Source organism: Burkholderia lata (assembly GCF_902499335.1).
Taxonomy (GTDB): domain Bacteria; phylum Pseudomonadota; class Gammaproteobacteria; order Burkholderiales; family Burkholderiaceae; genus Burkholderia; species Burkholderia lata_B.
In genome coordinates this window covers 142,983-165,203 of sequence record NZ_CABVQK010000011.1, presented here as the reverse complement: position 1 = coordinate 165,203, position 22,221 = coordinate 142,983, and the positions used below count along the sequence as shown (strand labels likewise).

Here is a 22,221-nt window from a genome sequence, read left to right as displayed (position 1 = left end):
AAACGGTCGGCGACGACACGTGCCGTTCGATTTCGATCGACTGCGCGCATGACACTGAGCCTCTCCGCGCGGGCAGCCGTTTGAAATGAAATGCGGGCTGCGCGCATCGCATCCGGACAACCCGGTCGGCACGCGGCCTGCAGAACCTGGCGCTGCATCGTCGTCACTCCCGTTTCGCGACGGATCGGCTTCTGGTGGCCGGCGCGTCGCGCAAAGCGAATCGATACATCTTAAATTTAGTTCACGCGGGCGTTTAGAGGAATCGCTCTTGAATCCGCGCGCCGCGCGCGCGACGGCCATTTCTACAATGCCGGAACATTACAAGAGGGGACGCGGTCGCGCGGCGGTGCCGGGCGCCATCCATGACACGACGGAGACGTGACATGCAATACGACTACATCATCGTCGGCGGCGGTTCGGGCGGGTCGAGCCTGGCAGGCCGTCTCGCCGATGCCTGCCCCGATGCGACGATCGCACTGATCGAGGCCGGCTCGCATACGGAGCGCAACCTGCTCGTCAACATGCCGGTCGGCATCGCCGCGCTGGTGCCGTTCAAGCTCGGTACGAACTACGGCTACGAGACAGTGCCGCAGCCGGGCCTCGGCGGGCGGCGCGGCTACCAGCCGCGCGGGCGCGGGATGGGCGGCTCGAGTGCGATCAACGCGATGATCTACACGCGCGGCCACCCGGGCGACTACGACGAATGGGCGCAGCTCGGCGCGACGGGCTGGGGCTGGCAGGACGTGCTGCCGTATTTCCGCCGCGCGGAGGGCAACGAGCGCGGCGCCGATGCGTGGCACGGTGCGGACGGCCCGCTCACGGTGTCGGATCTGCGCTTTCGCAATCCGTTCTCCGAACGATTCATCCAGGCCGCGCATGCGGCCGGCTATCCGCTGAACGACGATTTCAACGGCGCGACGCAGGAAGGCGTCGGTTTCTATCAGGTGACGCACCGCGACGGCTCGCGCTGCAGCGTCGCACGCGCATATATCTACGGCCGCAACCGGCCGAACCTGCACGTGATCACCGATGCGACGGTGTTGCGCGTGACGTTTGACGGCAAGCGTGCGGCCGGCGTCGCGGTCGCGCGCAACGGGCGCGTCGAGACGCTCGATGCGCGCGCGGAAGTGATCCTGTCGGCCGGCGCGTTCAATTCGCCGCAACTGCTGATGTGTTCGGGGATCGGCCCGGCGGAGCAACTGCGCCGGCACGGGATCGCGGTCGTGCAGGATGCGCCGGACGTCGGCACGAACCTGATCGACCATATCGATTTCATCATCAATACGCGCGTGAATTCATCGGAACTGGTCGGCGTGTGCCTGCGCGGGATCGCGAAGATGACGCCCGCGCTCGCGCGCTATTTCTCGAGCCGTACCGGGATGATGACGAGCAACGTCGCGGAGGCCGGCGGCTTCATCAAGAGCGATCCGTCGCTCGAGCGTCCCGACCTGCAGCTGCATTTCTGCACGGCGCTCGTGGACGACCACAACCGCAAGATGCACTGGGGCTTCGGCTATTCGCTGCACGTGTGCGCGCTGCGGCCGTTCAGCCGCGGCACGGTGGCGCTCGCGAGCGGCGATGCGCGCGACGCACCGCTGATCGATCCACGCTTCTTCAGCGATTCGCGCGATCTCGACCTGCTCGTGCGCGGCACGCAGGCGATGCGCAAGATCCTGTCGCAGGCGCCGCTCGCGTCGCAGGGCGGTCGCGAGCTGTACACGCGGGCGGACCAGAGCGAAACGGAGCTGCGCAAGACGATCGTCGAGCACGCGGACACGATCTACCACCCGGTCGGCACCTGCCGGATGGGTTCGGATGCGCGTGCGGTCGTCGATCCGCAACTGCGCGTGCGTGGCGTCGAAGGGTTGCGCGTGGTGGATGCTTCGGTGATGCCGACGCTCGTCGGCGGGAACACGAATGCGCCGTCGGTGATGATCGGCGAACGCGCGGCGGAATTCATCGTCGCCACGCGCAAGGGCGTGGCGCCGCGCGGCGAGGCAGCCGCGGCGGTGCACGGCCGCTGAGCGGCGCGCGCACGGCGGCGGCCATGCTCAGGCAAACGTATCGACGAGGCCGGCGCGGCTCACGCTCGCGGCGGCCGGTGCGGATTGCGCAACGTCGAGCGGTGCATCGGCGGCTGACGATCCGCCGCTTCCGCGCCGCGACGACTGGCCGCCGGCGAAGGTCTGTTGCGGGTTCTGCTGCTGCGAGGCGAAGCCGCCGTCGCTGACGGTTGCGCTGCCGAGCCCGAGCCCGCCCGCTTCCATTGCCTCGCGCAGCTTCGGCAGCGCGGCTTCGACCGCTTCGCGCACCTGCGGGTGCTGCGACACGAACAGCGCGTGCGCGTTGTTGTCCGCGACGCGCAGCACGACCTGCAGCGGCCCGAGATCGGCCGGATTGAGCGTCAGCTCGGCGCTCTGCTGGTGCGCATTCGACAGGAACACGACCTTCTGGCTCAGCGCATCCGTCCAGTCCGGGGTGCCGACGTGCGGCGCGAGCACGTGCGCGTTCGCGGCGGCGATTGCTCCCGCGGCAGGCGACAGCTGCAGGTTCGCCTGTGCGGCGGCAGCAGCCGTCGCGCCTGCGGCGAGCGTCGCGCTGGCCGCCGGGTCTGTCGCGTCGCTGGCTGCCGCGAGCGCGTGCTGTGCGCCGGACTGTGCGTTCGCGTCAGCCTGCAGCGCCTGCGCGGTGGCTTGCGCCGGCGCTTGCTGGGTGGCGAGCGCGCCCTTCGCGTCGGCGAGCGTGCGGTCGAAGGTCGGCACCTTCGGTGTCAGCGGCGCGGCGGCGCCGGTCGATGCGGTCGGTGCCGGTGCGGACGCCGTCGTGCCGGTCGCGGGCATCGCGATCGCACCCGAGCCGCCCGTCAGTTTGGCGAGCGCCTCCTGCAGCGCGTCGCGGCTCGTCGCCGGTGCGGCCTGGGTGGCCGCGGCTGCATCCTTTGCCGCGTGATCCGTCAGCGTGGCCGTGGCATCGGGCTGGCCGGACACGGCCGTCTTTTGCGCAGCGGCAGCGGCGGCAGCCGCATCGGCCGGCATCGCGTTGTCCGTGCGCGCCAGCAGTTGCGCCTGCACGGCCGCGGCGGCCGCGAGCGCGGCGGCGTCGGGGTTGGTGGCGGCGTTCGTGGTCGTATCGTCGGTCGTGTCGTCGTCATCCGTGGCGGATGGCTTCGTGCCAGAGGCCGGCTTCGACGAAACCTGTGTCGTCGAAGTGGCCGGCACGCCGGAATTCGATGCATCGCGACGCGTGATGACGCTTTGCTTCAGCGTCTGCGCGAACGGCACGGCGCTCGTCGCGGTCGCGGCATCGTTGCCGGCGGCGCTGGACGAACCCGAGCCGCGGGCGGCCTTGAGTGCGGTGCCGGCGGTGTCGAGCAGCGCGCCGAGCAGGGGCAGGGGAGGCATGACGGTTCTCTCGTTCGAAATGCGGTGGTCGGTTACGACGAACGGGCCGCGTCGGCCCGCATGCGCAGGATCTTCGCGGCGTGTTCGTCGGCGTCGCGCTGTTCGCGCCGGGCGTCGCGTTTCGCTTCCTGCGCGACGCCGCGCGCCTGCAGGATTTCAAACGAGCCGACGGTGCGTTTCTTTTGTTGCCAGTTCGGGCGTGCTTCGTCGATGCGGATTTCGGCCGCGGCCAGCACGCTGCGCTGCTGCGCGATCGCGGCGTCGAGCGTGTCGATGAACGCCTGGAAATTGCGCCAGTTGCCGGCCGGCATCCCGTGCTGCGCGGATTGCGAGAAACGCGCGTGGTATTCGTCGCGGTAGCGCAGCAGCGCGTCGAGCTGCTCGGCGGCCGCGGTGCGGTCGCGCTGCGCGGTGCCGAGCTGCTTCGTGGCGGAGTCGAGATCTTCCTGCGCGCGGTCGAGCAGCAACTGAAGGGGAAAGCCGTGTGCCATCGGGATCAGCCTCCGTAAGCGTCGAACAGTGCATCGAGCCCGGCGAGGCTCGACGCGAACGGCGCGCATTCGCGAAAGCCCTGCTGCAGGAACGCCTCGATGCGCGGATAGAGCGCGATCGCGCGGTCGAGCTGCGCGTCGCGGCCGGGCGCGTAAGCGCCGACCGCGATCAGGTCGCGATTGCGCTGGTAGCGCGACAGCATCTGCTTGAACTGCCGGACGTGGTCGAGGTGCGTTTCGTCGATCAGCGCGGTCATCGCGCGGCTGATCGACGCCTCGATGTCGATTGCCGGATAGTGGCCGGCTTCGGCGAGCGCGCGTGACAGCACGACGTGGCCGTCGAGGATCGCGCGCGCCGAATCGGCGATCGGATCCTGCTGGTCGTCGCCTTCGGTCAGCACCGTGTAGAACGCGGTGATCGAGCCGCCGCCTTCCGGCCCGTTGCCGGTGCGCTCGACGAGCGCGGGCAGCTTCGCGAACACCGACGGCGGGTAGCCTTTCGTCGCGGGCGGCTCGCCGATCGCCAGCGCGATCTCGCGCTGCGCCATCGCGTAGCGGGTCAGCGAATCCATCAGCAGCAGCACGTGCTTGCCCTGGTCGCGGAAATACTCGGCGAGCGACGTCGCGTAGGCCGCGCCCTGCATCCGCAGCAGCGGCGACACGTCGGCCGGCGCCGCGACGACGACCGAGCGCGCGAGCCCGTCCTCGCCGAGGATCTGTTCGATGAATTCCTTCACTTCGCGGCCGCGTTCGCCGATCAGACCGATCACGATCACTTCCGCGCTCGTGTAGCGCGCCATCGTGCCGAGCAGCACCGACTTGCCGACGCCGGAGCCCGCGAACAGGCCCATCCGCTGCCCGCGGCCGACGGTGAGCAGCGCGTTGATCGCGCGCACGCCGACGTCGAGCACGTGGTGGATCGGTTCGCGCTCGAGCGGGTTGATCGACGGCGCCGACAGCGGCGCGTCGACCTTCGACGCGAGCGGGCCGAGGCCGTCGAGCGGGCGGCCCGACGCGTCGACGACGCGCCCGAGCATCTCCCAGCCGACCGGCAGCCGCTTCGCGCCCGCGAGCGGATCGGTGACGGGCGCGCTCTCGCGCGGCCACACGCGCGCGCCGGGCAGCACGCCCGCGACGTCGGTGGTCGGCATCAGGAACAGGCGATCGCCGGCGAAGCCGACGACTTCGGCTTCCGCGTGCGGCAGCGTGCTGCCGGGCGGCAGTTCGATCGTGCATTCGGCGCCGACCGACAGGCGTAGCCCGATCGCCTCGAGCACGAGGCCGGCCGCGCGCGTCAGGCGCCCGCACGGCCGCAGCGGCAGCGCACGGTGGCTGCGCGCGGCGAGCCCGTTCAGGTGGGTGCGCCAGTGCGCGAGATGCGGGTTGTGCGGTGCGCGCGGGGCGGCGCCGCCGGCGTTGGCTGCTGCGGCGGTGCGGTGCGGGGTTGCGTCATGTGCTGTGTCGTGAGCGGTGTCGTGCGCGGCGTCCGGGCCGAACGACGCGAGCGCGAGTTCGCGCTCCAGCGGCGTCATGCCGTCGTGCGCGAGCGCCTCGGGCGGCCGCGTCACCACGTGCTCACCTTGCCGATCGCGGCGGCGACGCGCTGCCAGCGCGTGGGCAGCGTCGCATCGACCTCGCCGGTCGCGGCGTGCGCGCGGCAGCCGCCGCGCTCGATCGACGCGTCGGTGCGCACGTTCCAGCCGAGCGTATCGAGATCGTCCTGCAGATAGGCTTCGACGACGGGCAGGTCGGCCGGATTCACCGCGAGATGCGGCGCGCCGGACAGCGCGGGTTCGGCCGCGAGCACGTCGCGCACGGCGGCAACCAGCGCGGCCGGATCATGCTTCACGTGCTGGCGCACGACCTGCTGCGCGATGTCGAGCGCGAGCTGCGCGATGTCGGCGGCAAGATCGTGCTCGACCGTCGACACGGCCTCGCGGAACGATGCGGCCAGCGCCGCGAGCTGCGCGGCCTGTTCGCGGGCGTCGGCCTGGCCGGCCTCGAAACCCTGTTCGCGGCCCTGCTCGAAACCGGCCTGGTAGCCGAGCGCCTGGCCCTCGACGTGGCCGGCCGCATGGCCTTCGGCGTGCGCGGCGTCGCGCACGCGCTGCAGTTCCTCGGCGAGCGCGGCGGCGGCCGCTGCCGCGTCGTCGGGCGGCGGCGGGGGCGGCGGCGGGTCGAACGACGCCATCTCCCACCGCTGGTAGGCGGTGAGGGTGCCCGCGCGATCGCTCGCCGAATCAGACATACGCGTCTTCCGCCTTGCCGCCGATCGCGATCGCGCCGCTCTCGGCCAGGTTGCGCACGATCTGCAGGATGCGGCGCTGCTGCGTCTCGACGTCGGACACGCGCACCGGGCCGCGCGCGTCGAGATCCTCGGCGAGCAGTTCGGCCGCGCGTTGCGACATGTTCGCGAGGAACTTCTGGCGCAGTGCCGGCGGCGCACCCTTCAGCGCGATGATCAGCGTTTCCGACTCGACTTCCTTGAGCACCATCTGGATCGCGCGGTCCTCGAGGTCGAGCAGGTTCTCGAACACGAACATCTGGTCGATGATCTTCTGTGCGAGCTCGGCGTCGTACTGGCGCACGCTTTCGAGCACGCCTTCCTCATGCACGCTCGTCATGAAGTTCAGGATCTCGGCCGCGGTGCGGATGCCGCCCATCGGGCTGCGCTTCAGGTTGTCGCTGCCGGACAGCAGGCCCGTCAGCACGTCGTCGAGCTCGCGCAGCGCGGCCGGCTGGATGCCGTCGAGCGTCGCGATCCGCAGGATCACGTCGTTGCGCAGCCGCTCGGTGAAGCACGACGCGATCTCGGACGCCTGGTCGCGGTCGAGGTGCACGAGGATCGTCGCGATGATCTGCGGATGCTCGTTCTTGATCAGTTCGGCGACGGCGGCCGAGTCCATCCACTTCAGGCCCTCGATGCCGCTCGTGTCGCTGCCCTGCAGGATGCGGTCGATCAGCACGCCGGCCTTGTCCTCGCCGAGCGCCTTGGTCAGCACCGAGCGGATGTAGTCGCTCGAATCGAGCGACAGCGCGGTGTGCTGCTCCGCTTCCTTCGCGAATTCGTGCAGCACGTCCTCGACCTGCTCGCGCGTGACGTTCTTCAGCGCGGCCATCGCGGCGCCGATCTTCTGGACCTCGCGCGGCGCGAGGAACTTGAATACCTGCGCGGCCTCTTCCTCGCCGATCGACATCAGCAGGAGCGCGCTCTTGGTCAAGCCTTCAGCGTTCATCGGACACCCAGTTCTTCACGACGGTGGCGACGATCTTCGGATCCTGGCGGGCGATCGTGCGCGCGTAGTCGAGGTTGCGTTCGTAACGGTTCTTTTCGCTTTCGAAACCGAGCAGCAGCGAGTCGGGTTCCTCGGCCTTCTCCGGCGCCGGCAGGCCGTCGAGCGCGACCGGATCTTCAGGTGCCGCGAGCGCCGGCGCGACCGGCTCGGGCGGCGGGAACGCGCGGCGCATCGCCGGGCGCACGAACATGAAGTAGAGGGCCGCCGCGGCTGCCGCGATACCGAGCCACTTCGCCGCTTCCTTCGCCATTGCGATCATGTCGGGCTGGCGCCACCACGGCAGGTCGGCGTACGGGTCGCTCGCGGTCGAGAACGCGCTGTTCACGACGTTCACCGAGTCGCCACGCTTCTCGTCGTAGCCCATCGCGTCCTTCACGAGCTGTTCGACCTGCGCGAGCTTCGCGGGCGGCAGCGGCTGCATCGTCACGTGGCCCTTCGCGTCGGCGACCGGCTGGTAGTTGACGACGACCGCGACCGACAGCCGCTTCACGCTGCCCATCGGCTGCTCGAGATGGCGGATCGTCTTGTCGACTTCGTAGTTGGTCGTCTGGTCCTTGCGGTCGCTGACCGGCGTCGTCTGCGGCGCGTTCTGGCCGTTGCCGGCGACGATCGGCGCGGAAGCCGGCTGCGGCGGCGTGTTCGACAGCGCGCCCGGCACGCCCGACGCGCCGCCCTGCGCGAGTTCGGTCGCGCTGCTGGTCTGCTGGCTGCGGATCGCGGATTGCTGCGGATTGCCGTTCGGGCCGTAGCTTTCCGACGTCTGCTCGATCTTCGAGAAATCGAGGTCGGCGCTGACCTGCGAGCGCGCGTTGCCGGCGCCGAAGATCGGCGCGAGGATCGCGTCGATGCGCTTCTGCGTGTTGTGCTCGACCTGCTGCACATACTTGAGCTGGCTGGCGTCGAGGCCCGATGCCGAGGCCGTCTGGGTCAGCAGGTTGCCGTCCTGGTCGACGATCGTCACGTTCTTCGCGGGCATGTCGGGCACGCCGGACGACACCATCCGCGTGATTGCCTGAACCTGGCCCTCGTCGAGCACGCGACCCGGGTAGAGGTCGACGAACACCGACGCGCTCGGCGCTTCCTTGTCGCGCACGAACACCGACGGCTTCGGGATCGCGAGATGCACGCGTGCGCCGCGCACGGCGTTGATCGATTCGATGGTGCGCTGCAGCTCGCCTTCGAGCGCGCGCTGGTAGTTGATCTGCTCGGCGAACTGGCTGATGCCGAATTTCTGGTTGTCCATCAGCTCGAAGCCGACCGAGCCGCCCTTCGGCAGCCCCATCGCGGCGAGCTTCAGGCGCGTTTCATGCACCTGGTTCGACGGCACGAGGATCGCGCCGCCGGCATCGGCGAACTTGTAGGGAACGTTTGCCTGCTGGAGCGCGGCAATGATCGCGCCGCCGTCGCGATCCGACAGGTTGCTGTACAGCACGCGGTAGTCGGGTGCTCGGCTCCACAGCACGAGCGCGGTGATCACGGCGACCGCGAATGCGACGGCGATCAGGAACGGCAGCTTCGGGTTGCCCTTCATCCGCGAGATGCCGGGGATGCGTTCCGCGAAGCCGCCAAGCCCGAAGTCCGCGCCTGCGCCACCCGCGCCCGGCAACGCGGTGGCCGCGGCGGCGCCGGGCGCCGGGCTGGCGAGGCCCGCGCGGGCGTCTGGGTTGATCAGCGAGTTGGCCTGCGAATCCATGCGTCGAGTTTCTCCGGAGCGGGACGACTGAGCTCGCTCGGACGAGCGGGCGGACAATGACACGATGCGATTATCGTGACCCGGGCCGGACTCCGATCGACCGAAAAGAGCGGGGTTTCCCCCGTACTTTCTCGGCTTTGACGCGCGGCGCGCTGCTATCCTTTTTCGAAATCCGGCATGGTGCGCGTGGTGCGGCGCCGGCGGATCTCCCGGTGCGTCCGGGTCTCTTCGCTCAGTTTTGGGGACAGCATGACTGCGAACGTCAGCGGAATCGGTTCGGTGTTGCAACAGATGCAGTCGATGGCCGCGCAGGCATCAGGCGGCGTCGCGAGCCCGACGGCGGCGCTGGCCGGCTCGGGCGCGGCGACGGCCGGCACGTTCGCGAGCGCGATGAAGGCGTCGCTCGACAAGATCAGCGGCGACCAGCAGCACGCGCTCGGCGAGGCGAAGGCGTTCGAGGTCGGTGCGCCGAACGTGTCGTTGAACGACGTGATGGTCGACATGCAGAAAGCCAACATCGGCTTCCAGTTCGGGCTCCAGGTCCGCAACAAGCTAGTGAGCGCTTACAACGACATCATGCAGATGTCGGTGTGAAAGTACGGCTATCCGGGGAAGGCTAGCGGGGAAGGTCTCCCGGCCGGCCGGTGGGCCGGCTCAACTGCGCCCGACGGCGGGCGCGGCTTGCCTAAAGCTTTCCAAATCCCTTCCGATAACTCCGGTGAAGGCCGCTTCGTGCGATGCACGGCGGCGGTTCCCGTATAGCCAAGGCATAACAAGGAGAAGCGCATGTTTTCCCCAGGACACGCTGGAGCCAGTGCATACGCGCGTGTCGGCGTCGAGACGGGGGTGATGGGCGCCTCCCCGCACCGGTTGATCGCGATGCTGTACCAGGGCGCGCGGCAGGCGATTGCGCTGGCGCGCATGCATTTGCAGCAGGGCAATGTGTCCGCGCGCGGCGAAGCGATCGGCAAGGCGATCCGGATCGTCGAGAGCGGGTTGAAGGAATCGCTGAACCGCGACGCGGGCGGCGAGATCGCGGAGCGGCTGGACGCGCTGTATGCGTATATCGGCCGGCGTCTGCTGGAAGCGAACGCGCAGGCGAGCGACGCGATGCTGGTCGAGGTCGACGGACTGCTCGCGACGCTCGAGGAAGCATGGACGGGGATCGCCCCGGAAGTCGCGCGGATGGCCGCGCAACAGGCAGTGGAAGCATCACGATGAATCGCAAGGCCGAATACTTCGAACGTTACGAGGCGCTCGCCGCCGTGTCGGGCAGGATGCTGGGCGCGGCCCGCAGCGCCGACTGGAGCGCGTTGCCGGGGTTGCAGGCCGAATTCATGCAGTTGGTCGACGGGCTGAAGGAAGCCGATCCGGGCGTCGTGCTCGACGAATCGGATCTCGGCCGCAAGCTCGACCTGATCCGCCGCATCCTGGCCGACGACGCCGCGATTCGCGATCTCGCGAGCCCGGACGTCGCGCGGCTGTCCGCGCTGTTCGAGGCGCGGCGCTCGACCAAGGTATTGACCGATCTCTACCGCGCGCGCGGGTAGGGCCCGTTTCCGGGGAAACGGGCGCGGGGGCGCACGAGCCCGTTGCGGCAGGCGCGCAGTTCCCGCGGACGGCACCGGCGTGCCGTGCCCGGATTCGAAACGATGTGGCTAAGAGCAGGCTCCGATCATGACCGGTATCGACTCCGTTGCGGCCGCGCTGTTGGCGAGCCGCCTCGACAGCCTGCTGACCGGCACCGTGTCGGCGCCCGCCGGCGGCGGCGCGACCTCGCAGGTCGGCACGCCGGGCACCGGCGCGCCGTCCACGCCTTCGGCAGGCAGCCCGCCCGCCGCACCGCCAGCCTCCACCCAGACCGCACTGTCCGATGTCGGGCGCGTGCTCGACGCGATCTCGCGCGCCGGCGGCGACTCGACGCCGGCCATTGCCGGTCGCGCGCCGCTGCTGGCCGATCCCACCGTGCTGCTGACCGACACGGCCGCGCCGGCCCGCGCGCCGGCCGCCTCCGATCCGGCTGCATCTTCCACGCCTGCTTCCGCCGCGGCGTCGTCCGCCGCGGCGGCGCGCGAAGCGGCCGCGGCCCTGCCGGTCGCGGCGCTGCGCGCGGCGCTCACACAGGCTGTGAGTGAAAGCGGTCTCTTCTATGAATCCCATCTGGCGCAGTGGCTGGCCGGCCAGCGTCCGCTCGCGGCGCTGATGCGCGAGCCGCAGGCGCGCCTCGCGGCCGCGCTCGCGCCTGCCGACCCGGATGCCGCGCAGCACGGCTCGACCGATGTGCTCGACGAACTGCTCGCGCAGCGGCCACCGTTGCCTGCGGCTGCACGGACAACGGCGCAGCCGGGTGCGCCGGCCCAGGGTGGCGCGCCAGCTCGCGATCCCGCACAGGCGTTGCCGGCAGGCGCGCGGCAGGGCGCGTCGTTGCCACCCGATACGGCCGATCTGCTCGGCGAGCGTGCCGATGCGCGCTGGACACCCGCGCGGGCCGAGCTGGCCACCGCGTCGTCCGAATCCCAGGCGCAGACGCTTGCGCCCGTGCATCCGGCCGCCGTGCCGCTCGTCAGGCAGCAGCTCGACGCGCTCGCGACCGACCAGTTCCGCTGGGCGGGCGAGGCGTGGCCCGGTGCGCGGCTCGACTGGACGATCGAGCCCGACGATCTCGGCAACCGCGCGCCGCGTGGCGACGACAGTACGGGCGACGGTATGGCCTGGCGCACACGCCTGACGCTGACGTTGCCGTCGCTCGGCACGGTCGACGCGGAGCTGGTGCTGAACGGCACACAGCTCGTCGCGCGGTTGCGCGCGAACCAGACGGGCGCCGACCGGCTCACGCGGCACGAGGCGGCGCTGCGGCAGCGGCTCGAAGTGTCGGGGCTGCGGGTGGGCGGGCTGTCGATCCGCGCGGTCGACGACGGCCCGGACGCCTTCGACCTGTTTGCGGCCCAGGCGGCCGCCGCCGCATATGCGCGCGGTTCGGCCTCGGCCGGCGGCCCGGCGACGCGTGCGCCGGATACCGACGACGAGGCGCTGCAATGAGCATGTCGTCCCGCAAGCGCGCGGCCGCGCTCGTCTACGATCCGAAGGGCGGCGACGCGGCGCCGCGCGTGGTCGCGAAGGGCTACGGCGCACTCGCCGAGATGATCGTCGCGCGTGCGCACGATGCGGGGTTGTACGTGCATACGGCGCCGGAGATGGTGTCGCTGCTGATGCAGGTCGACCTTGACGACCGGATTCCGCCGCAGCTCTACCAGGCGGTCGCGGATCTGCTCGCGTGGCTGTACTCGCTCGACCGCACCGAGCCCGCGCCGGACGATGCCGCACCGCGCTTTCCGCTGCCGCCATTGCGCTGAATAACCCGGCATCGCGCGACTGCATTACGAAATGCTGTCCCGGCCTTGCAGGATCATTCTGCCGGCATTCTTCGCCTATTGGTCGGCATCGTGGCGCATCGTGTGCGCTTCGCTCGCCTTTCCTCTCTCGCAGCGCATGCCGTTACGTACCCGAACGGATTGAGCCGACGATAGATTTGTGTAATGATATCCATTCTCATTTTCATGTTACTCGGGCGGCACGCACTCTCTGCGCGCCGCCCGTTGTTTTGAACGAATGGAAACTTTCGCGTGAACGCGCCCGAAACGATCAATCCGCCCAAGACGGGTACTTCCCGCGCGGGCGTCACCGTGCTGCACCCGGCGGCTCGCCCGCTGAGCGACGACGAACTGGCCGCGCGCCGTCAGCGTTCGCGCCGCGCAACCTTCATCAAGTGGCTGCGCAAGGTGCACGGCTGGGTCGGGCTGTGGGGCGCGGTGCTCGGGCTGTTGTTCGGCGTGACGGGTGTGCTGCTCAACCACCGCGCGCCGCCGCTGAAGATTTCGACCGGCGAGCCGCAGGTCGAGGAAATGCAGATCGCATTGCCTGATCCTGCGCCGAAGACACCCGCCGCGATGACGAAGTGGCTGCAGCATGAACTGCATTTCGACGGCAAGCCGGGCCGTATGCGCAAGGAGCCTGCGCAGCCCGTGGCGTGGGGCGACAAACGCGTGATGCAGCCGGAGCACTGGCAGATGGGCCTGTTCGGCCCGCATCAGAACCTGCAGGCCGAATACTGGGTCGGCAACGGCTACGTCGCGGTGAAGCGCACGGGCAACACGTTCCTGACGACGCTGAACAACCTGCATCGCGGCGTCGGGATGAATCTCGGCTGGGTGCTGCTGATGGACACGATTGCCGGCTCGCTGATCCTGCTGTCGCTGACCGGCGTGCTGCTATGGACCGAGCTGAACAAGCGCCGCACGGTCGGCGTCGTGCTGGTGGTCGGTTCGGTCGCCGCGGCGCTCGCCGCCGGCCTGACCTGATCGGCGACACGCGCCGGCCTGGCGCCGGTGCGTGCAATGTTGTTGATTTCGTCCGCTTCGCTCGTAGCGGACGCATACCCGGCGCGATCGCGCGCCGGAGTCGGTAGCGATCAGAGGCCGCAGGCCGCGCCGCTGTTTGCTGCGATCTCGCGCGCGGCTTTCGCGCCCTCGACCTGCAGGATCGTCGGCAGCGACACGTTGTTCTTCGCGGCGGTGATCTCGGCGAGAATCGAGATCGCGATTTCCGGCGGCGTCCGGCTGCCGATATAGATGCCGGCCGGCCCGTGCAGCCGGCCCAGTTCCGCTTCGTTCAGGTCGAACTCGCGCAACCGTTCGCGCCGCGCCGCGTTGTTGCGCCGCGAGCCGAGCGCGCCCACGTAGAACGCGGGCGTCTTCAGCGCCTCCATCAGGGCAAGATCGTCGAGCTTCGGGTCGTGCGTGAGCGCGATCACGGCCGAACGCGCATCGAGGTTCATGTCGAGCACCGTATCGTCGGGCATCGTGTGCACGACGCGCGTGCCCGGCACGTCCCACGCATCCGTGTATTCCTCGCGCGGATCGCACACCGTCACCTGGTAGTCGAGCCCGACCGCGATCTGGCACAGATAGCGCGACAACTGGCCGGCACCGATCACGAGCATCCGGTAGCGCGGCCCGTGGATCGTCACGAGCCGCTCGCCGTCGAACGCGAGCCCGTCGGCGGCTTGCGCGGGCGACAGCGATGCGCGGCCCGTCGCGAGCGTCATCGTGCGCGTGACGAGGCGGCCGGCCTCGACTTCGGCGCACAGTGCGGCAATCCCGCTGTCGCGCGTGAGCGGTTCGAGCACGAGCTGGATCGTGCCGCCGCACGGCAGCCCGAAGCGGTGCGCTTCTTCGGCCGTCACGCCGTACTTGAGCGCTTCCGGGCGCGCGTCGGCCGCGATCCCGCTCGCGTGCACGCGGGCGATCAGGTCGTCCTCGATGCACCCGCCGGACACGGAGCCGACCACGAGCCCATCCTCGCGTACCGCGAGCATCGCGCCTTCCGGGCGCGGCGACGAGCCCCACGTCTTCACGACCGTCACGAGCAGCACGCGGCGCCCTTCTTCGAGCCAGCGCGCGCTGGATTTCAATACATCGAGATCGACGCTTTCCATCATCTTCTTCCTGTTGCCGGGCGACACCGCCGATGCGGGCCGCCGTTCGATGGCGCGATTATGAACCGGCCGTGGCAAGCGTGCAGGCAGCGGGGACTGCGCAAAACGGGGAAGGGACAGGCGGAGCGGCGAGGAAGGCGGCCCGTGCCGGGCCGGTTGGCAGGTCGCCGGGCGGACGCATCCGCCCGGCGGGGCACTACGTCAGAGCGAGCCCAGGTACTGCGTCAGGTTGCGGATGTTGTTGTCATACGCATTCGGCGAGCCGAGCTCGACGCCGCCACTGCGCACGTAGTACTCGAACGGCACGGAGCGGGTGCCGAAGAACGGCAGGAAATTGTCCGGTTGCAGCGTCGTGCCGTTCAGGCCGATCGCCCAGTTCCGCGACTTGTACAGCTCGAGTTCGCGGATCGTCGCCTGCACCTGGTTCGTCTCCGACGCGCGAATCGCGGCGATGCGCTGCGTCAGGGTCTCGATGTTCGCCTGGTATGCGCTCGGCTCGCCGACCGAGACGCCACGCGCACGGACGTAGTAGCTGAACGGCAGGTTGCGCTCGGTGAAGAACGTCAGGAAACCGTCCGGCGCCAGCGTATCCCCGTTCAGCCCGATCGCCCAGTTCTTGCTTTGATAATCCCTGAGCCCCGCGATCGTCTGGTTGGCCGCGCTGATTTCGACCTTCGCCGTGACGTTGACCAATGTATTGCTCATGACAGACCTCTCTGGTTCTTGTTGAACTTCGGACAGGTGCAGCGACATGCCTCCGGACGGAGGCAATACAATACCGTCGACCGGATTATCCGGTTTTAATTTGTTAATTAAAAAGGTGCTGAGAATTCGATTATGAATGTGCGATAAATTTCTGCTTGATGGAAATGCGGTTCGATGAAATCGATTGCATCGCGCGGCGCTCATGCTGCGGCGCGATCCCCGTCTGGTATGGGCTGGCGGCGTGTGCGGTCAGCAGACCTGAATACTAGTTTGGCGGATGCGAGAGTTCAATGTCGGTCGCGCGATTATTTTATGCTATTCATATTCAATTCAATCGCATTACATTTTAACTGAATTGATTTGCTGATCGGAATCGAATATACCGGTATTCGAAAAATGGCCAATAAGAAAGGGAATTGACGCGCGGATCGTTGCAGGAAAAGCAACGCGGCGGCGTGACGGGGGAAGGTGGGGCGGGGAGGGGCGGGGCCGGTATCCGGCCCCGCGGGTGCGCACCGTGCCGCGTGCGGCACGGCGGCGCTCAGTGCGCGTCGTGGTGACCGTGCGCGAGCTTCGAGTGGTGACGCGAGTACAGGAAGTAGATCACGAGGCCGATCACGAGCCAGATGCCGAACGCGGCCCACGTGATGGGCTGCAGGTTCAGCATCAGGAACAGGCACGACGCGACCGCGAGGATCGGCACCACCGGCACGCCGGGGCAGCGGAACGCGCGCGGCAGGTCGGGGTGTGTGCGGCGCAGCACGAGCACCGCGATCGACACCATCGAGAATGCGGCGAGCGTGCCGATGTTGATCAGCTCCGCGAGCACGTTGAGCGGCACGAGCGCGGCGATCAGCCCGAAGAACAGGCCGACGAGCCAGGTCGTCAGGAACGGCGTCGCGTAGCGCGGGTGCACGCGCGACAGCGCCGCCGGCAGCAGCCCGTCGCGCGACATCGCGAAGATCACGCGCGTCTGGCCGTAGCTCATCACGAGGATCACGGTCAGCATGCCGAGCACGGCGCCGAGATCGATGAAGCCTGCCACCCACGTTTCGCCGGCAACCTGCAGCGCGTACGAGATCGGGTGCGAGATGTTCGCGTACTGGGCCGACGGCACGATGCCGGTCGCGACCGCGGCGACCGTCACGTACAGCACCGCGCACACCGCGAGCGACGCGATGATGCCGATCGGCAGGTCGCGTTTCGGATTCTTCACTTCCTCGGCCGCCGACGACACCGCGTCGAAGCCGATGAACGCGAAGAACATCACGGCTGCCGCGCCGAACACGCCGTTCCAGCCGTGCGGCATGAACGGCTTCCAGTTCGCGGGCGTCACGTGGAACACGCCGACCGCGATCACGAGCAGCACGACCGACACCTTGATGAACACCATGATGTTGTTGATGCGGGTCGACTCGCGGATGCCGATCGACAGCAGCGTCGTGATCACGATCATCACGAGGAACGCGGGCAGGTTGAACCACGTGACGACGCCCGGCACCGCACCGGGCGCGGCCGTCAGCACGGTGGGCAGCGTCAGCCCGAAGCCCTGCAGCAGCGACTGCAGGTAGCCCGACCAGCCGACCGACACGGCCGACGACGCGAGGCCGTATTCGAGCATCAGGTCCCAGCCGATGATCCAGGCGACGAGCTCGCCGAGGGTGGCGTACGAATACGTGTAGATCGAGCCGGCGACGGGGATCGTCGACGCGAATTCCGCGTACGACAGCGCGGCGAGGCCGCACGCGATCGCGGCGATCACGAACGACAGCATCAGCGCGGGGCCGGCCTGCACGGCGCCGGTACCGGTCAGCACGAAGATGCCGGTGCCGATGATCGCGCCGATGCCGAGGAAGGTGAGGTCGATCGCGCCGAGCGCTTTCTTGAGCCCGGCGGCATGCGCGCCGGCGATCATGCGATCGACGTTTTTCTTGCGGAAGAGAGACATTGCGGATGAATCGCCAGCGCGCGCGGGCGCGGTAGCGCTGACTGAGTGAAAACCCGTAATTTTAGCTGATTTGGCGCACAAGACCCGCTGCGGCGCAGCGGCGCGTCGAGAAATCGTCCGATAAAACAAGCGCTTGCACGCCAAATGGGCGGCAGCGGGCGGCGGCGCGGCATGCGCCGCGTCGCTGGGCCGGACGAATCGGGTGAGGCGGGGAAATCAGGCGCCGGCCGTGGGCGCCATGTCGACGAGCCGGTTGCTCATCACGTAGAACGTGAGTTCCGCGTTGTTCGACAGCCGCATCTTCTCGAGCAGCCGCGACCGGTACACGCTCACCGTCTTCACGGACAGCGACAGCGTGTTCGCGATGTCGGTGAGCCGCTTGCCCGACGCGAGCATGCAGAGCGTCTGGTATTCGCGGTCGGACAGCTTCTCGTGCGGCAGCGGCTCGTTCTCGAACGACACGTATTCGGCGAGCGCCTCGGCCATCGCGGGGCTCACGTACTTGCGGCCTGCCGCGACCTGCTGGATCGCGCCGATCATCTGCGGGGCGTTGACCGTCTTCGACAGATAGCCGGCGGCGCCGGCCTTCAGCGCGCGTACCGCGTACTGGTCCTCGCGGTACATCGAGAACATCAGCACCGGCGTGCGCGGCAGCTTGCGCTTGAGGCGCTTGAGCACCTCGATGCCGTTCGTGTCCGGCAGCGAGATGTCGAGCAGGATCACGTCGAATTCCTGTTTGTCGACGGCGACCATGGCGTCGCTGCCGTTCTCGGCCTCGGTGACGTCGCGCGCGACGCCACGGTCGATCAGCAACTGGCGGATCCCTTGCCGGACGATCGCGTGATCGTCCACGAGCAGGATGTTCAGGCTCATGACGACCTCACGAAAGCGACGTGCGGCGGGCCGCGACGGGCACCGCGAGCAGCGAATTCCACGCGAAGCGCGCGGTGACGCGCGTGCCGTGGCCGGTTTCCGGCGTGGCCGTCTCGAAGTTGCCGCCGAAAGCCTCGCAGCGGGCGCGCATGCCGGCCAGACCGTAGCCGGTACGGCGGCTACGGGAGAAACCGATCCCATCGTCGGAGACTATCAGTGACAGATGCGTGCCGTCGGTGGCGATCCGCACGTCAACCGACGTCGCACGTGCGTGCTTCGCGACGTTCGACAACGCTTCCTGCGCGACGCGGAACACCGCGAGCGCGCTGGCGCCGGCGATCTGCGTGAGGCGCGCGTCGGCAGCACAGACGAAGCTGGTGCGCAGGCCCGTGCGTGCGGCATGGGTGTCGGCCCACGACGACAGCGCGCCGACCAGGCCCGCGTCGAGCGCCGGCGTGTCGCGCTCGTCGATCAGCCGGCGATTCGCGTCGGTCGCGGCGTCGAGCGCCTGCTGCGCAAGCTCCAGCGCGCGCAGGCAACCGTCCGGCGCATCGGCCGGTAGCCACGTTTGAACGTTTGCGAGCGCGAAACGAGCAGCGGTGAGTTCGGCACCGAGTCCGTCGTGCAACTCGCCGGCCAGGTGGCGGCGAGCCGCTTCGTCGGCGGCGAGCAATTGGGCAGACAGTGCTGCGATCCGCGCGGCGGAGGCGCCGCGTTTCGGCGCGACGTCGGCAATGGGCGGAGTCGCGACGCAGCCCGGCATGAGCTGTTGCGACGGGAACGGGGCGTGGGCGCCCAAAGGCGCGTTAAGCGACGTATCCATGACTCTCCCTGCTGTCAGAAAGCGGTTCAGACACCGGCTGGCTGCGTGGATCGGCTGCCGTTTTGATGACGGTCGCCGCCAGAGAATCGCCCCCTGCCGAGGTAACAAAAGTTACATTCTGTAACACTTGCATCCGACCCTTCCACTCCCATCCGAACGGCAACCACGCGCGGCGAATAATATCTCATAATTTCTGAAAAGGTCATGTCGGGCGGACATTTAAGGGTAAATGTGAATAATCGGAATGAACGTGTTGTAGGAAAAACACTGACACCCGAGCACCGGACGATGACGTATCCAAATGTAACTATTTGAGATGGCATGATCCCAATTTGTTACGAATTCGCCAAGTAGGGATGAAAAAAAACCGGAGCTTTCGCTCCGGTTCTTGATGACGCGCAAATTGGGGGATCGATCAGTCCACGAACGCGCGCTCGATCACGTAGTGGCCCGGCGCGCTGTTCTTGCCTTCGACGAGGCCGGCCTGCTTCAGCAGGTCGGTCGTGTCCTTCAGCATCGCGGTGCTGCCGCACAGCATCACGCGGTCGTTTTCCGGCGAGAACGGCGGGACGTCGAGATCCGTGAACAGCTTGCCCGTTGCGATCAGGTCGGTGATCCGGCCTTCGTTGTCGAACGCTTCGCGCGTGACCGTCGGGTAGTAGACGAGCTTTTCCTTGATGATGTCGCCAAGGTACTCGTGGCCCGGCAGGTCGTGCTTGATGAAGTCCATGTACGCGAGCTCGCCCTTCAGGCGGCACGTGTGCGTCAGGATCACCTTGTCGAAACGGTCGTAGATGTCCGGATCGCGGATGATCGACATGAACGGCGCGAGGCCCGTGCCGGTCGACAGCATCCACAGCGTCTTGCCCGGCAGCAGGTTGTCGGCGACCAGCGTGCCCGTCGGCTTCTTGCCGATCAGCACCGTGTCGCCCACCTTCAGGTGCTGCAGGCGCGACGTCAGCGGGCCGTTCTGCACCTTGATGCTGAAGAATTCGAGATGCTCTTCGTAGTTCGGGCTGACGATCGAGTAGGCGCGCGCGAGCGGCTTGCCGTCGACCTCGAGGCCGACCATCGTGAATTCGCCGTTGTTGAAGCGCAGGCTCGCCTCACGGGTGCAGGTGAAGCTGAACAGCGTGTCGGTCCAGTGATGGACGGATTGGACGGTGGCGGTGTCGTATTTGCTCATGGCTTTGAAAACGGACGCGCGTAGCGAACGCGAGTAACGGGCCCAAAAACGGGCAAAAAAACCGAGTGCGACGGCCCGATCACGGATCGGCCGGCCGGCGCGTCGGACACGCGCCTTCTCGATGACAGACGATTGAGGAACTCGTTATTTTACCCTGTTGACGCGGATCGCGGGCTTGACCCCCGTGGCCGCGCGGATTTGGCGCAACGAATTATTTCAATCAGCTTTCAGTTTTTCAGCGCTCGGCCGCGAGTTTCGCGCCGAGGCCGACGAGTGCGACACCGCACAGTGCGTCGAGCGGGCGCCGCACGCGCCGGTAGCCGCGCTGCGCGCGCGGGCTCGCGAACAGGTACGCGACGCACGAATACCAGCCGGCCGACAGCACGCCGATCGTCACCAGCACCGCGCCGTTGAACCACAGCGGCACGTGCGCGGGCAGCATCGCCGCGAACACGCTGGTCCAGAACGCGCACGATTTCGGGTTCGTCAGGCAGGTGAACAGGCCGCTGCGATACGCGCGCAGGTAGTCGCGTGCGTGCGGTGCGGCCAGCGGCGCGCGTTCGTCGGGCGCGTCGGCCGGTGCCGTGTCGCGGCGCACGCCCGAGCGCAGCAGCTTGAAGCCGAAATACACGAGGTATGCGGCGCCGCCGATCCGGATCGCCTCGTACAGCCATTCGACCTGGTGCAGCACGGCCGCGAGACCGAGCATCGCGAGCGTCGCCCACGCGATCGACGCGGTGCCGACGCCGAGCGCCGACGCGGCACCGAGGCTGCGCCGCCCCGCGAGCGACAGTTGCGAAATCATGAAGAAATTCGGGCCGGGGGTGATCGCCGCGACGAGGTAGACGACGGCGATTTGCAGCAGGATCGGCAGGTAGGTCATGGCGGCGCGGCCCGGCGGCGGGGCTTGGCGGAATGGGCAAGGCGCTACTGTAGCGCGCGCCGCGCGGCCACGCTTTGGCCGCGCGAAATCGGGCCGATATCGGGAACGTTATTGCGGATCGAGGCGCAGGCGCGCGATGTACGGCAGATGATCCGACAGCCACGCGGCCTCGCCGGACGGGGCGCGCCATTCGAGCGGTGTCAGCCCGCGCACGAACATCTTGTCGAGCGCGAGCGCCGGCGAGAACGCGGGGAACGTGCGGCCCGATTCGCCGAGCAGCGTCGCGACCTCGGACAAACCGATTTCGCCGAACAGCGCGACCGAATCGTTGCGCCAGTCGTTGAAGTCGCCGGCGAGCATCAGCGGGCCGTCGCCCGCGTTGCGCACGATCCAGTGCGCGATCCAGTGCATCTGGCGCAGCCGCGCGGCGCGCGTGAGCGCGAGGTGCGCACACAGCAGCGTGACCGGGCGGGCGCCTGCGAGCGTCGCGCGCGCGACCAGCAGCCCGCGCCGCTCGAAGCGGTGCGCGGAGATGTCCCAGCGGCCGCCGAGGTCGAGCGGATGCGGCGACAGGATCGCATTGCCGTGCCGCCACGACGGCTTGAACACGTTCGGCCCGAGCGCGATCTGCCAGTCGAGTGCATGCGCGATCTCGGTGGCCTGGCAGTGCCATACATCGTCGACCGCGTCGTCCATCGGCGCGCCGAAGCCGGGCGCGAGTACGGGACGCGGCATGCGGCGCGCCATCGCTTCCTGCAGGAAATACACGTCGGCGTGCGTCGACTGCATCCAATTGCGCATCGCGTTCCACGCGGTGAAGCCGAGCGGCGAGCGGCCCTTGTGCAGGTTCCAGCTCACCGCGGTGATTTCGTCGGGTGCGGCGTGCGGTTCGGCGAACGGCAGGGACAGGGCGTCGGCGGACATGACGCTCAATCCTTCGCGACGTGCGCACGCACGCGGTACACGAGGTGCGGATGCTGCTCGACGAGCGTCCAGTCGGTCCACACGTCACCACCGACCGTGAGGCCGGGGTGACTCGCGACGATTTGCCGCGGCGACGCGGGCAGGCACGGATCGGCCGGCTTCGCGCCTTCGTCGTCGATCGTTTCCTGCACGTCGAGCGCGAGCGACACGGTGCTCGCGCCGGCGTCGACGGTGAGCGGCGCGACCGTCACCGAGCGCGAGCGCTCGGTGGGCACGACGCGCGCGGCATTGCCGCAGCCGACCGGCACGGCGGACGGATAGCGATGGGTATCGGTACGGGTCTGACCCACGGTGGTGCGCTGCTGGAACGTGTCGATGGTCTGACCGTCGCGTACTACCTGGATCTCCCACGCGACGGAGGCCGGCGCGGGGCTCTGCGCATGGGCGGCGAGCGTGATGCTCGCGAGCAGGACGGCCAGGCCGTGTTTCAGCATGAAACGTCTC

The 22,221-nt window shown here is 68.3% G+C and carries 22 protein-coding genes; 7 read left to right on the top strand and 15 right to left on the bottom strand.

The annotated features are described in order from the left end of the window. The first annotated feature begins 383 nt into the window (after positions 1 to 383). Positions 384 to 2,024 (top strand): GMC family oxidoreductase, encoded by a 1,641-nt coding sequence (locus BCO18175_RS26540; RefSeq protein WP_174985518.1) that lies wholly within the window; start codon positions 384 to 386, stop codon positions 2,022 to 2,024. Between the two features lie 27 nt (positions 2,025 to 2,051). Here BCO18175_RS26540 and BCO18175_RS26535 read toward each other — a convergent pair whose 3' ends face one another. The 6 genes from BCO18175_RS26535 to fliF are packed head-to-tail and all read right to left on the bottom strand — an operon-like array spanning position 2,052 to position 8,881. Continuing rightward, positions 2,052 to 3,401, bottom strand: coding sequence for a flagellar hook-length control protein FliK (locus tag BCO18175_RS26535; protein ID WP_174985516.1), 1,350 nt, complete (start codon positions 3,399 to 3,401; stop codon positions 2,052 to 2,054). Positions 3,402 to 3,433: 32 nt separating this feature from the next. Further along, positions 3,434 to 3,892, bottom strand: a complete 459-nt coding sequence (gene fliJ / locus BCO18175_RS26530; RefSeq protein WP_174973558.1) for a flagellar export protein FliJ — start codon at positions 3,890 to 3,892, stop codon at positions 3,434 to 3,436. Between the two features lie 5 nt (positions 3,893 to 3,897). Further along, positions 3,898 to 5,424: a flagellar protein export ATPase FliI gene (gene fliI, locus BCO18175_RS26525; RefSeq protein ID WP_438820514.1), complete on the bottom strand. Its 1,527-nt coding sequence runs from the start codon at positions 5,422 to 5,424 to the stop codon at positions 3,898 to 3,900. A 32-nt stretch (positions 5,425 to 5,456) separates the two neighbouring features. Further along, complete coding sequence (fliH, locus tag BCO18175_RS26520; RefSeq protein WP_166897623.1) at positions 5,457 to 6,140, bottom strand: flagellar assembly protein FliH; 684 nt, start codon at positions 6,138 to 6,140, stop codon at positions 5,457 to 5,459. Then, positions 6,133 to 7,128 carry a flagellar motor switch protein FliG gene (gene fliG / locus BCO18175_RS26515; RefSeq protein ID WP_069249110.1) on the bottom strand — a complete coding sequence of 332 codons (996 nt, stop codon included), beginning with the start codon at positions 7,126 to 7,128 and terminating at the stop codon, positions 6,133 to 6,135. Before fliG ends, fliH begins: the two co-directional genes overlap by 8 nt. Beyond that, entirely contained in the window at positions 7,118 to 8,881 is a 1,764-nt protein-coding gene (fliF, locus tag BCO18175_RS26510) for a flagellar basal-body MS-ring/collar protein FliF (protein WP_174985512.1), read from the bottom strand. The genes fliG and fliF overlap by 11 nt, the downstream gene beginning before the upstream one ends. Positions 8,882 to 9,130: 249 nt before the next feature. Here fliF and fliE point away from each other — a divergent pair, with 249 nt between their 5' ends. The 6 genes from fliE (at position 9,131) to BCO18175_RS26480 (ending at position 13,239) form a co-directional block, all read left to right on the top strand. Beyond that, a complete protein-coding gene (gene fliE, locus BCO18175_RS26505; protein WP_059232946.1) occupies positions 9,131 to 9,475 on the top strand; it encodes a flagellar hook-basal body complex protein FliE in 345 nt (114 codons plus the stop codon). A 192-nt stretch (positions 9,476 to 9,667) separates the two neighbouring features. Next, positions 9,668 to 10,102, top strand: coding sequence for a flagellar export chaperone FliS (gene fliS / locus BCO18175_RS26500; RefSeq protein WP_174985510.1), 435 nt, complete (start codon positions 9,668 to 9,670; stop codon positions 10,100 to 10,102). After that, complete coding sequence (locus tag BCO18175_RS26495) at positions 10,099 to 10,431, top strand: flagellar protein FliT (RefSeq protein WP_039354754.1); 333 nt, start codon at positions 10,099 to 10,101, stop codon at positions 10,429 to 10,431. Before fliS ends, BCO18175_RS26495 begins: the two co-directional genes overlap by 4 nt. 127 nt (positions 10,432 to 10,558) lie before the next feature. Beyond that, positions 10,559 to 11,920 carry a flagellar hook-length control protein FliK gene (gene fliK / locus BCO18175_RS26490; RefSeq protein ID WP_174985508.1) on the top strand — a complete coding sequence of 454 codons (1,362 nt, stop codon included), beginning with the start codon at positions 10,559 to 10,561 and terminating at the stop codon, positions 11,918 to 11,920. Then, the gene (locus BCO18175_RS26485) at positions 11,917 to 12,234 is read left to right on the top strand and encodes an EscU/YscU/HrcU family type III secretion system export apparatus switch protein (RefSeq protein ID WP_174918228.1); all 318 of its coding nucleotides are present in this window, start codon (positions 11,917 to 11,919) and stop codon (positions 12,232 to 12,234) included. Before fliK ends, BCO18175_RS26485 begins: the two co-directional genes overlap by 4 nt. A 270-nt stretch (positions 12,235 to 12,504) precedes the next feature. Further along, positions 12,505 to 13,239, top strand: coding sequence for a PepSY-associated TM helix domain-containing protein (locus tag BCO18175_RS26480; RefSeq protein ID WP_085041894.1), 735 nt, complete (start codon positions 12,505 to 12,507; stop codon positions 13,237 to 13,239). Between the two features lie 110 nt (positions 13,240 to 13,349). On the opposite strand, the gene BCO18175_RS26475 is transcribed toward BCO18175_RS26480, so the two are convergent. The 9 genes from BCO18175_RS26475 to BCO18175_RS26435 all read right to left on the bottom strand — a co-directional run bounded on the left by BCO18175_RS26475 (position 13,350) and on the right by BCO18175_RS26435 (position 22,211). Continuing rightward, positions 13,350 to 14,375 (bottom strand): XdhC family protein, encoded by a 1,026-nt coding sequence (locus BCO18175_RS26475; protein WP_174918226.1) that lies wholly within the window; start codon positions 14,373 to 14,375, stop codon positions 13,350 to 13,352. A gap of 201 nt (positions 14,376 to 14,576) precedes the next feature. Continuing rightward, entirely contained in the window at positions 14,577 to 15,080 is a 504-nt protein-coding gene (locus tag BCO18175_RS26470; protein WP_011353505.1) for a hypothetical protein, read from the bottom strand. Positions 15,081 to 15,621: 541 nt separating this feature from the next. Further along, positions 15,622 to 17,028, bottom strand: a complete 1,407-nt coding sequence (locus BCO18175_RS26465) for an amino acid permease (protein ID WP_174974363.1) — start codon at positions 17,026 to 17,028, stop codon at positions 15,622 to 15,624. Positions 17,029 to 17,244: 216 nt separating this feature from the next. Then, a complete protein-coding gene (gene rqpR, locus BCO18175_RS26460; protein ID WP_174918224.1) occupies positions 17,245 to 17,901 on the bottom strand; it encodes a response regulator transcription factor RqpR in 657 nt (218 codons plus the stop codon). 7 nt (positions 17,902 to 17,908) lie between these two features. After that, positions 17,909 to 18,724 carry a quorum system sensor histidine kinase RqpS gene (gene rqpS / locus BCO18175_RS26455; protein ID WP_174974361.1) on the bottom strand — a complete coding sequence of 272 codons (816 nt, stop codon included), beginning with the start codon at positions 18,722 to 18,724 and terminating at the stop codon, positions 17,909 to 17,911. A 415-nt stretch (positions 18,725 to 19,139) separates the two neighbouring features. After that, complete coding sequence (locus BCO18175_RS26450; RefSeq protein ID WP_085041890.1) at positions 19,140 to 19,910, bottom strand: ferredoxin--NADP reductase; 771 nt, start codon at positions 19,908 to 19,910, stop codon at positions 19,140 to 19,142. Between the two features lie 235 nt (positions 19,911 to 20,145). Further along, entirely contained in the window at positions 20,146 to 20,793 is a 648-nt protein-coding gene (locus BCO18175_RS26445; protein WP_174985506.1) for a LysE family translocator, read from the bottom strand. Positions 20,794 to 20,901: 108 nt separating this feature from the next. After that, positions 20,902 to 21,717 carry an endonuclease/exonuclease/phosphatase family protein gene (locus BCO18175_RS26440; protein WP_039354781.1) on the bottom strand — a complete coding sequence of 272 codons (816 nt, stop codon included), beginning with the start codon at positions 21,715 to 21,717 and terminating at the stop codon, positions 20,902 to 20,904. A gap of 5 nt (positions 21,718 to 21,722) precedes the next feature. Next, positions 21,723 to 22,211, bottom strand: coding sequence for a hypothetical protein (locus BCO18175_RS26435; RefSeq protein ID WP_174985504.1), 489 nt, complete (start codon positions 22,209 to 22,211; stop codon positions 21,723 to 21,725). Positions 22,212 to 22,221: the final 10 nt, after the last annotated feature.

Bases quoted from the DNA above. Each gene is read 5' to 3' on its own strand.
- BCO18175_RS26540 (WP_174985518.1), top strand. From the start codon at position 384: ATGCAATACGACTACATCATCGTCGGCGGCGGTTCGGGCGGGTCGAGC.
- BCO18175_RS26535 (WP_174985516.1), bottom strand. From the start codon at position 3,401: ATGCCTCCCCTGCCCCTGCTCGGCGCGCTGCTCGACACCGCCGGCACC.
- fliJ (WP_174973558.1), bottom strand. From the start codon at position 3,892: ATGGCACACGGCTTTCCCCTTCAGTTGCTGCTCGACCGCGCGCAGGAA.
- fliI (WP_438820514.1), bottom strand. From the start codon at position 5,424: ATGACGCCGCTGGAGCGCGAACTCGCGCTCGCGTCGTTCGGCCCGGAC.
- fliH (WP_166897623.1), bottom strand. From the start codon at position 6,140: ATGTCTGATTCGGCGAGCGATCGCGCGGGCACCCTCACCGCCTACCAG.
- fliG (WP_069249110.1), bottom strand. From the start codon at position 7,128: ATGAACGCTGAAGGCTTGACCAAGAGCGCGCTCCTGCTGATGTCGATC.
- fliF (WP_174985512.1), bottom strand. From the start codon at position 8,881: ATGGATTCGCAGGCCAACTCGCTGATCAACCCAGACGCCCGCGCGGGC.
- fliE (WP_059232946.1), top strand. From the start codon at position 9,131: ATGACTGCGAACGTCAGCGGAATCGGTTCGGTGTTGCAACAGATGCAG.
- fliS (WP_174985510.1), top strand. From the start codon at position 9,668: ATGTTTTCCCCAGGACACGCTGGAGCCAGTGCATACGCGCGTGTCGGC.
- BCO18175_RS26495 (WP_039354754.1), top strand. From the start codon at position 10,099: ATGAATCGCAAGGCCGAATACTTCGAACGTTACGAGGCGCTCGCCGCC.
- fliK (WP_174985508.1), top strand. From the start codon at position 10,559: ATGACCGGTATCGACTCCGTTGCGGCCGCGCTGTTGGCGAGCCGCCTC.
- BCO18175_RS26485 (WP_174918228.1), top strand. From the start codon at position 11,917: ATGAGCATGTCGTCCCGCAAGCGCGCGGCCGCGCTCGTCTACGATCCG.
- BCO18175_RS26475 (WP_174918226.1), bottom strand. From the start codon at position 14,375: ATGGAAAGCGTCGATCTCGATGTATTGAAATCCAGCGCGCGCTGGCTC.
- BCO18175_RS26470 (WP_011353505.1), bottom strand. From the start codon at position 15,080: ATGAGCAATACATTGGTCAACGTCACGGCGAAGGTCGAAATCAGCGCG.
- BCO18175_RS26465 (WP_174974363.1), bottom strand. From the start codon at position 17,028: ATGTCTCTCTTCCGCAAGAAAAACGTCGATCGCATGATCGCCGGCGCG.
- rqpR (WP_174918224.1), bottom strand. From the start codon at position 17,901: ATGAGCCTGAACATCCTGCTCGTGGACGATCACGCGATCGTCCGGCAA.
- rqpS (WP_174974361.1), bottom strand. From the start codon at position 18,724: ATGGATACGTCGCTTAACGCGCCTTTGGGCGCCCACGCCCCGTTCCCG.
- BCO18175_RS26450 (WP_085041890.1), bottom strand. From the start codon at position 19,910: ATGAGCAAATACGACACCGCCACCGTCCAATCCGTCCATCACTGGACC.
- BCO18175_RS26445 (WP_174985506.1), bottom strand. From the start codon at position 20,793: ATGACCTACCTGCCGATCCTGCTGCAAATCGCCGTCGTCTACCTCGTC.
- BCO18175_RS26440 (WP_039354781.1), bottom strand. From the start codon at position 21,717: ATGTCCGCCGACGCCCTGTCCCTGCCGTTCGCCGAACCGCACGCCGCA.
- BCO18175_RS26435 (WP_174985504.1), bottom strand. From the start codon at position 22,211: ATGCTGAAACACGGCCTGGCCGTCCTGCTCGCGAGCATCACGCTCGCC.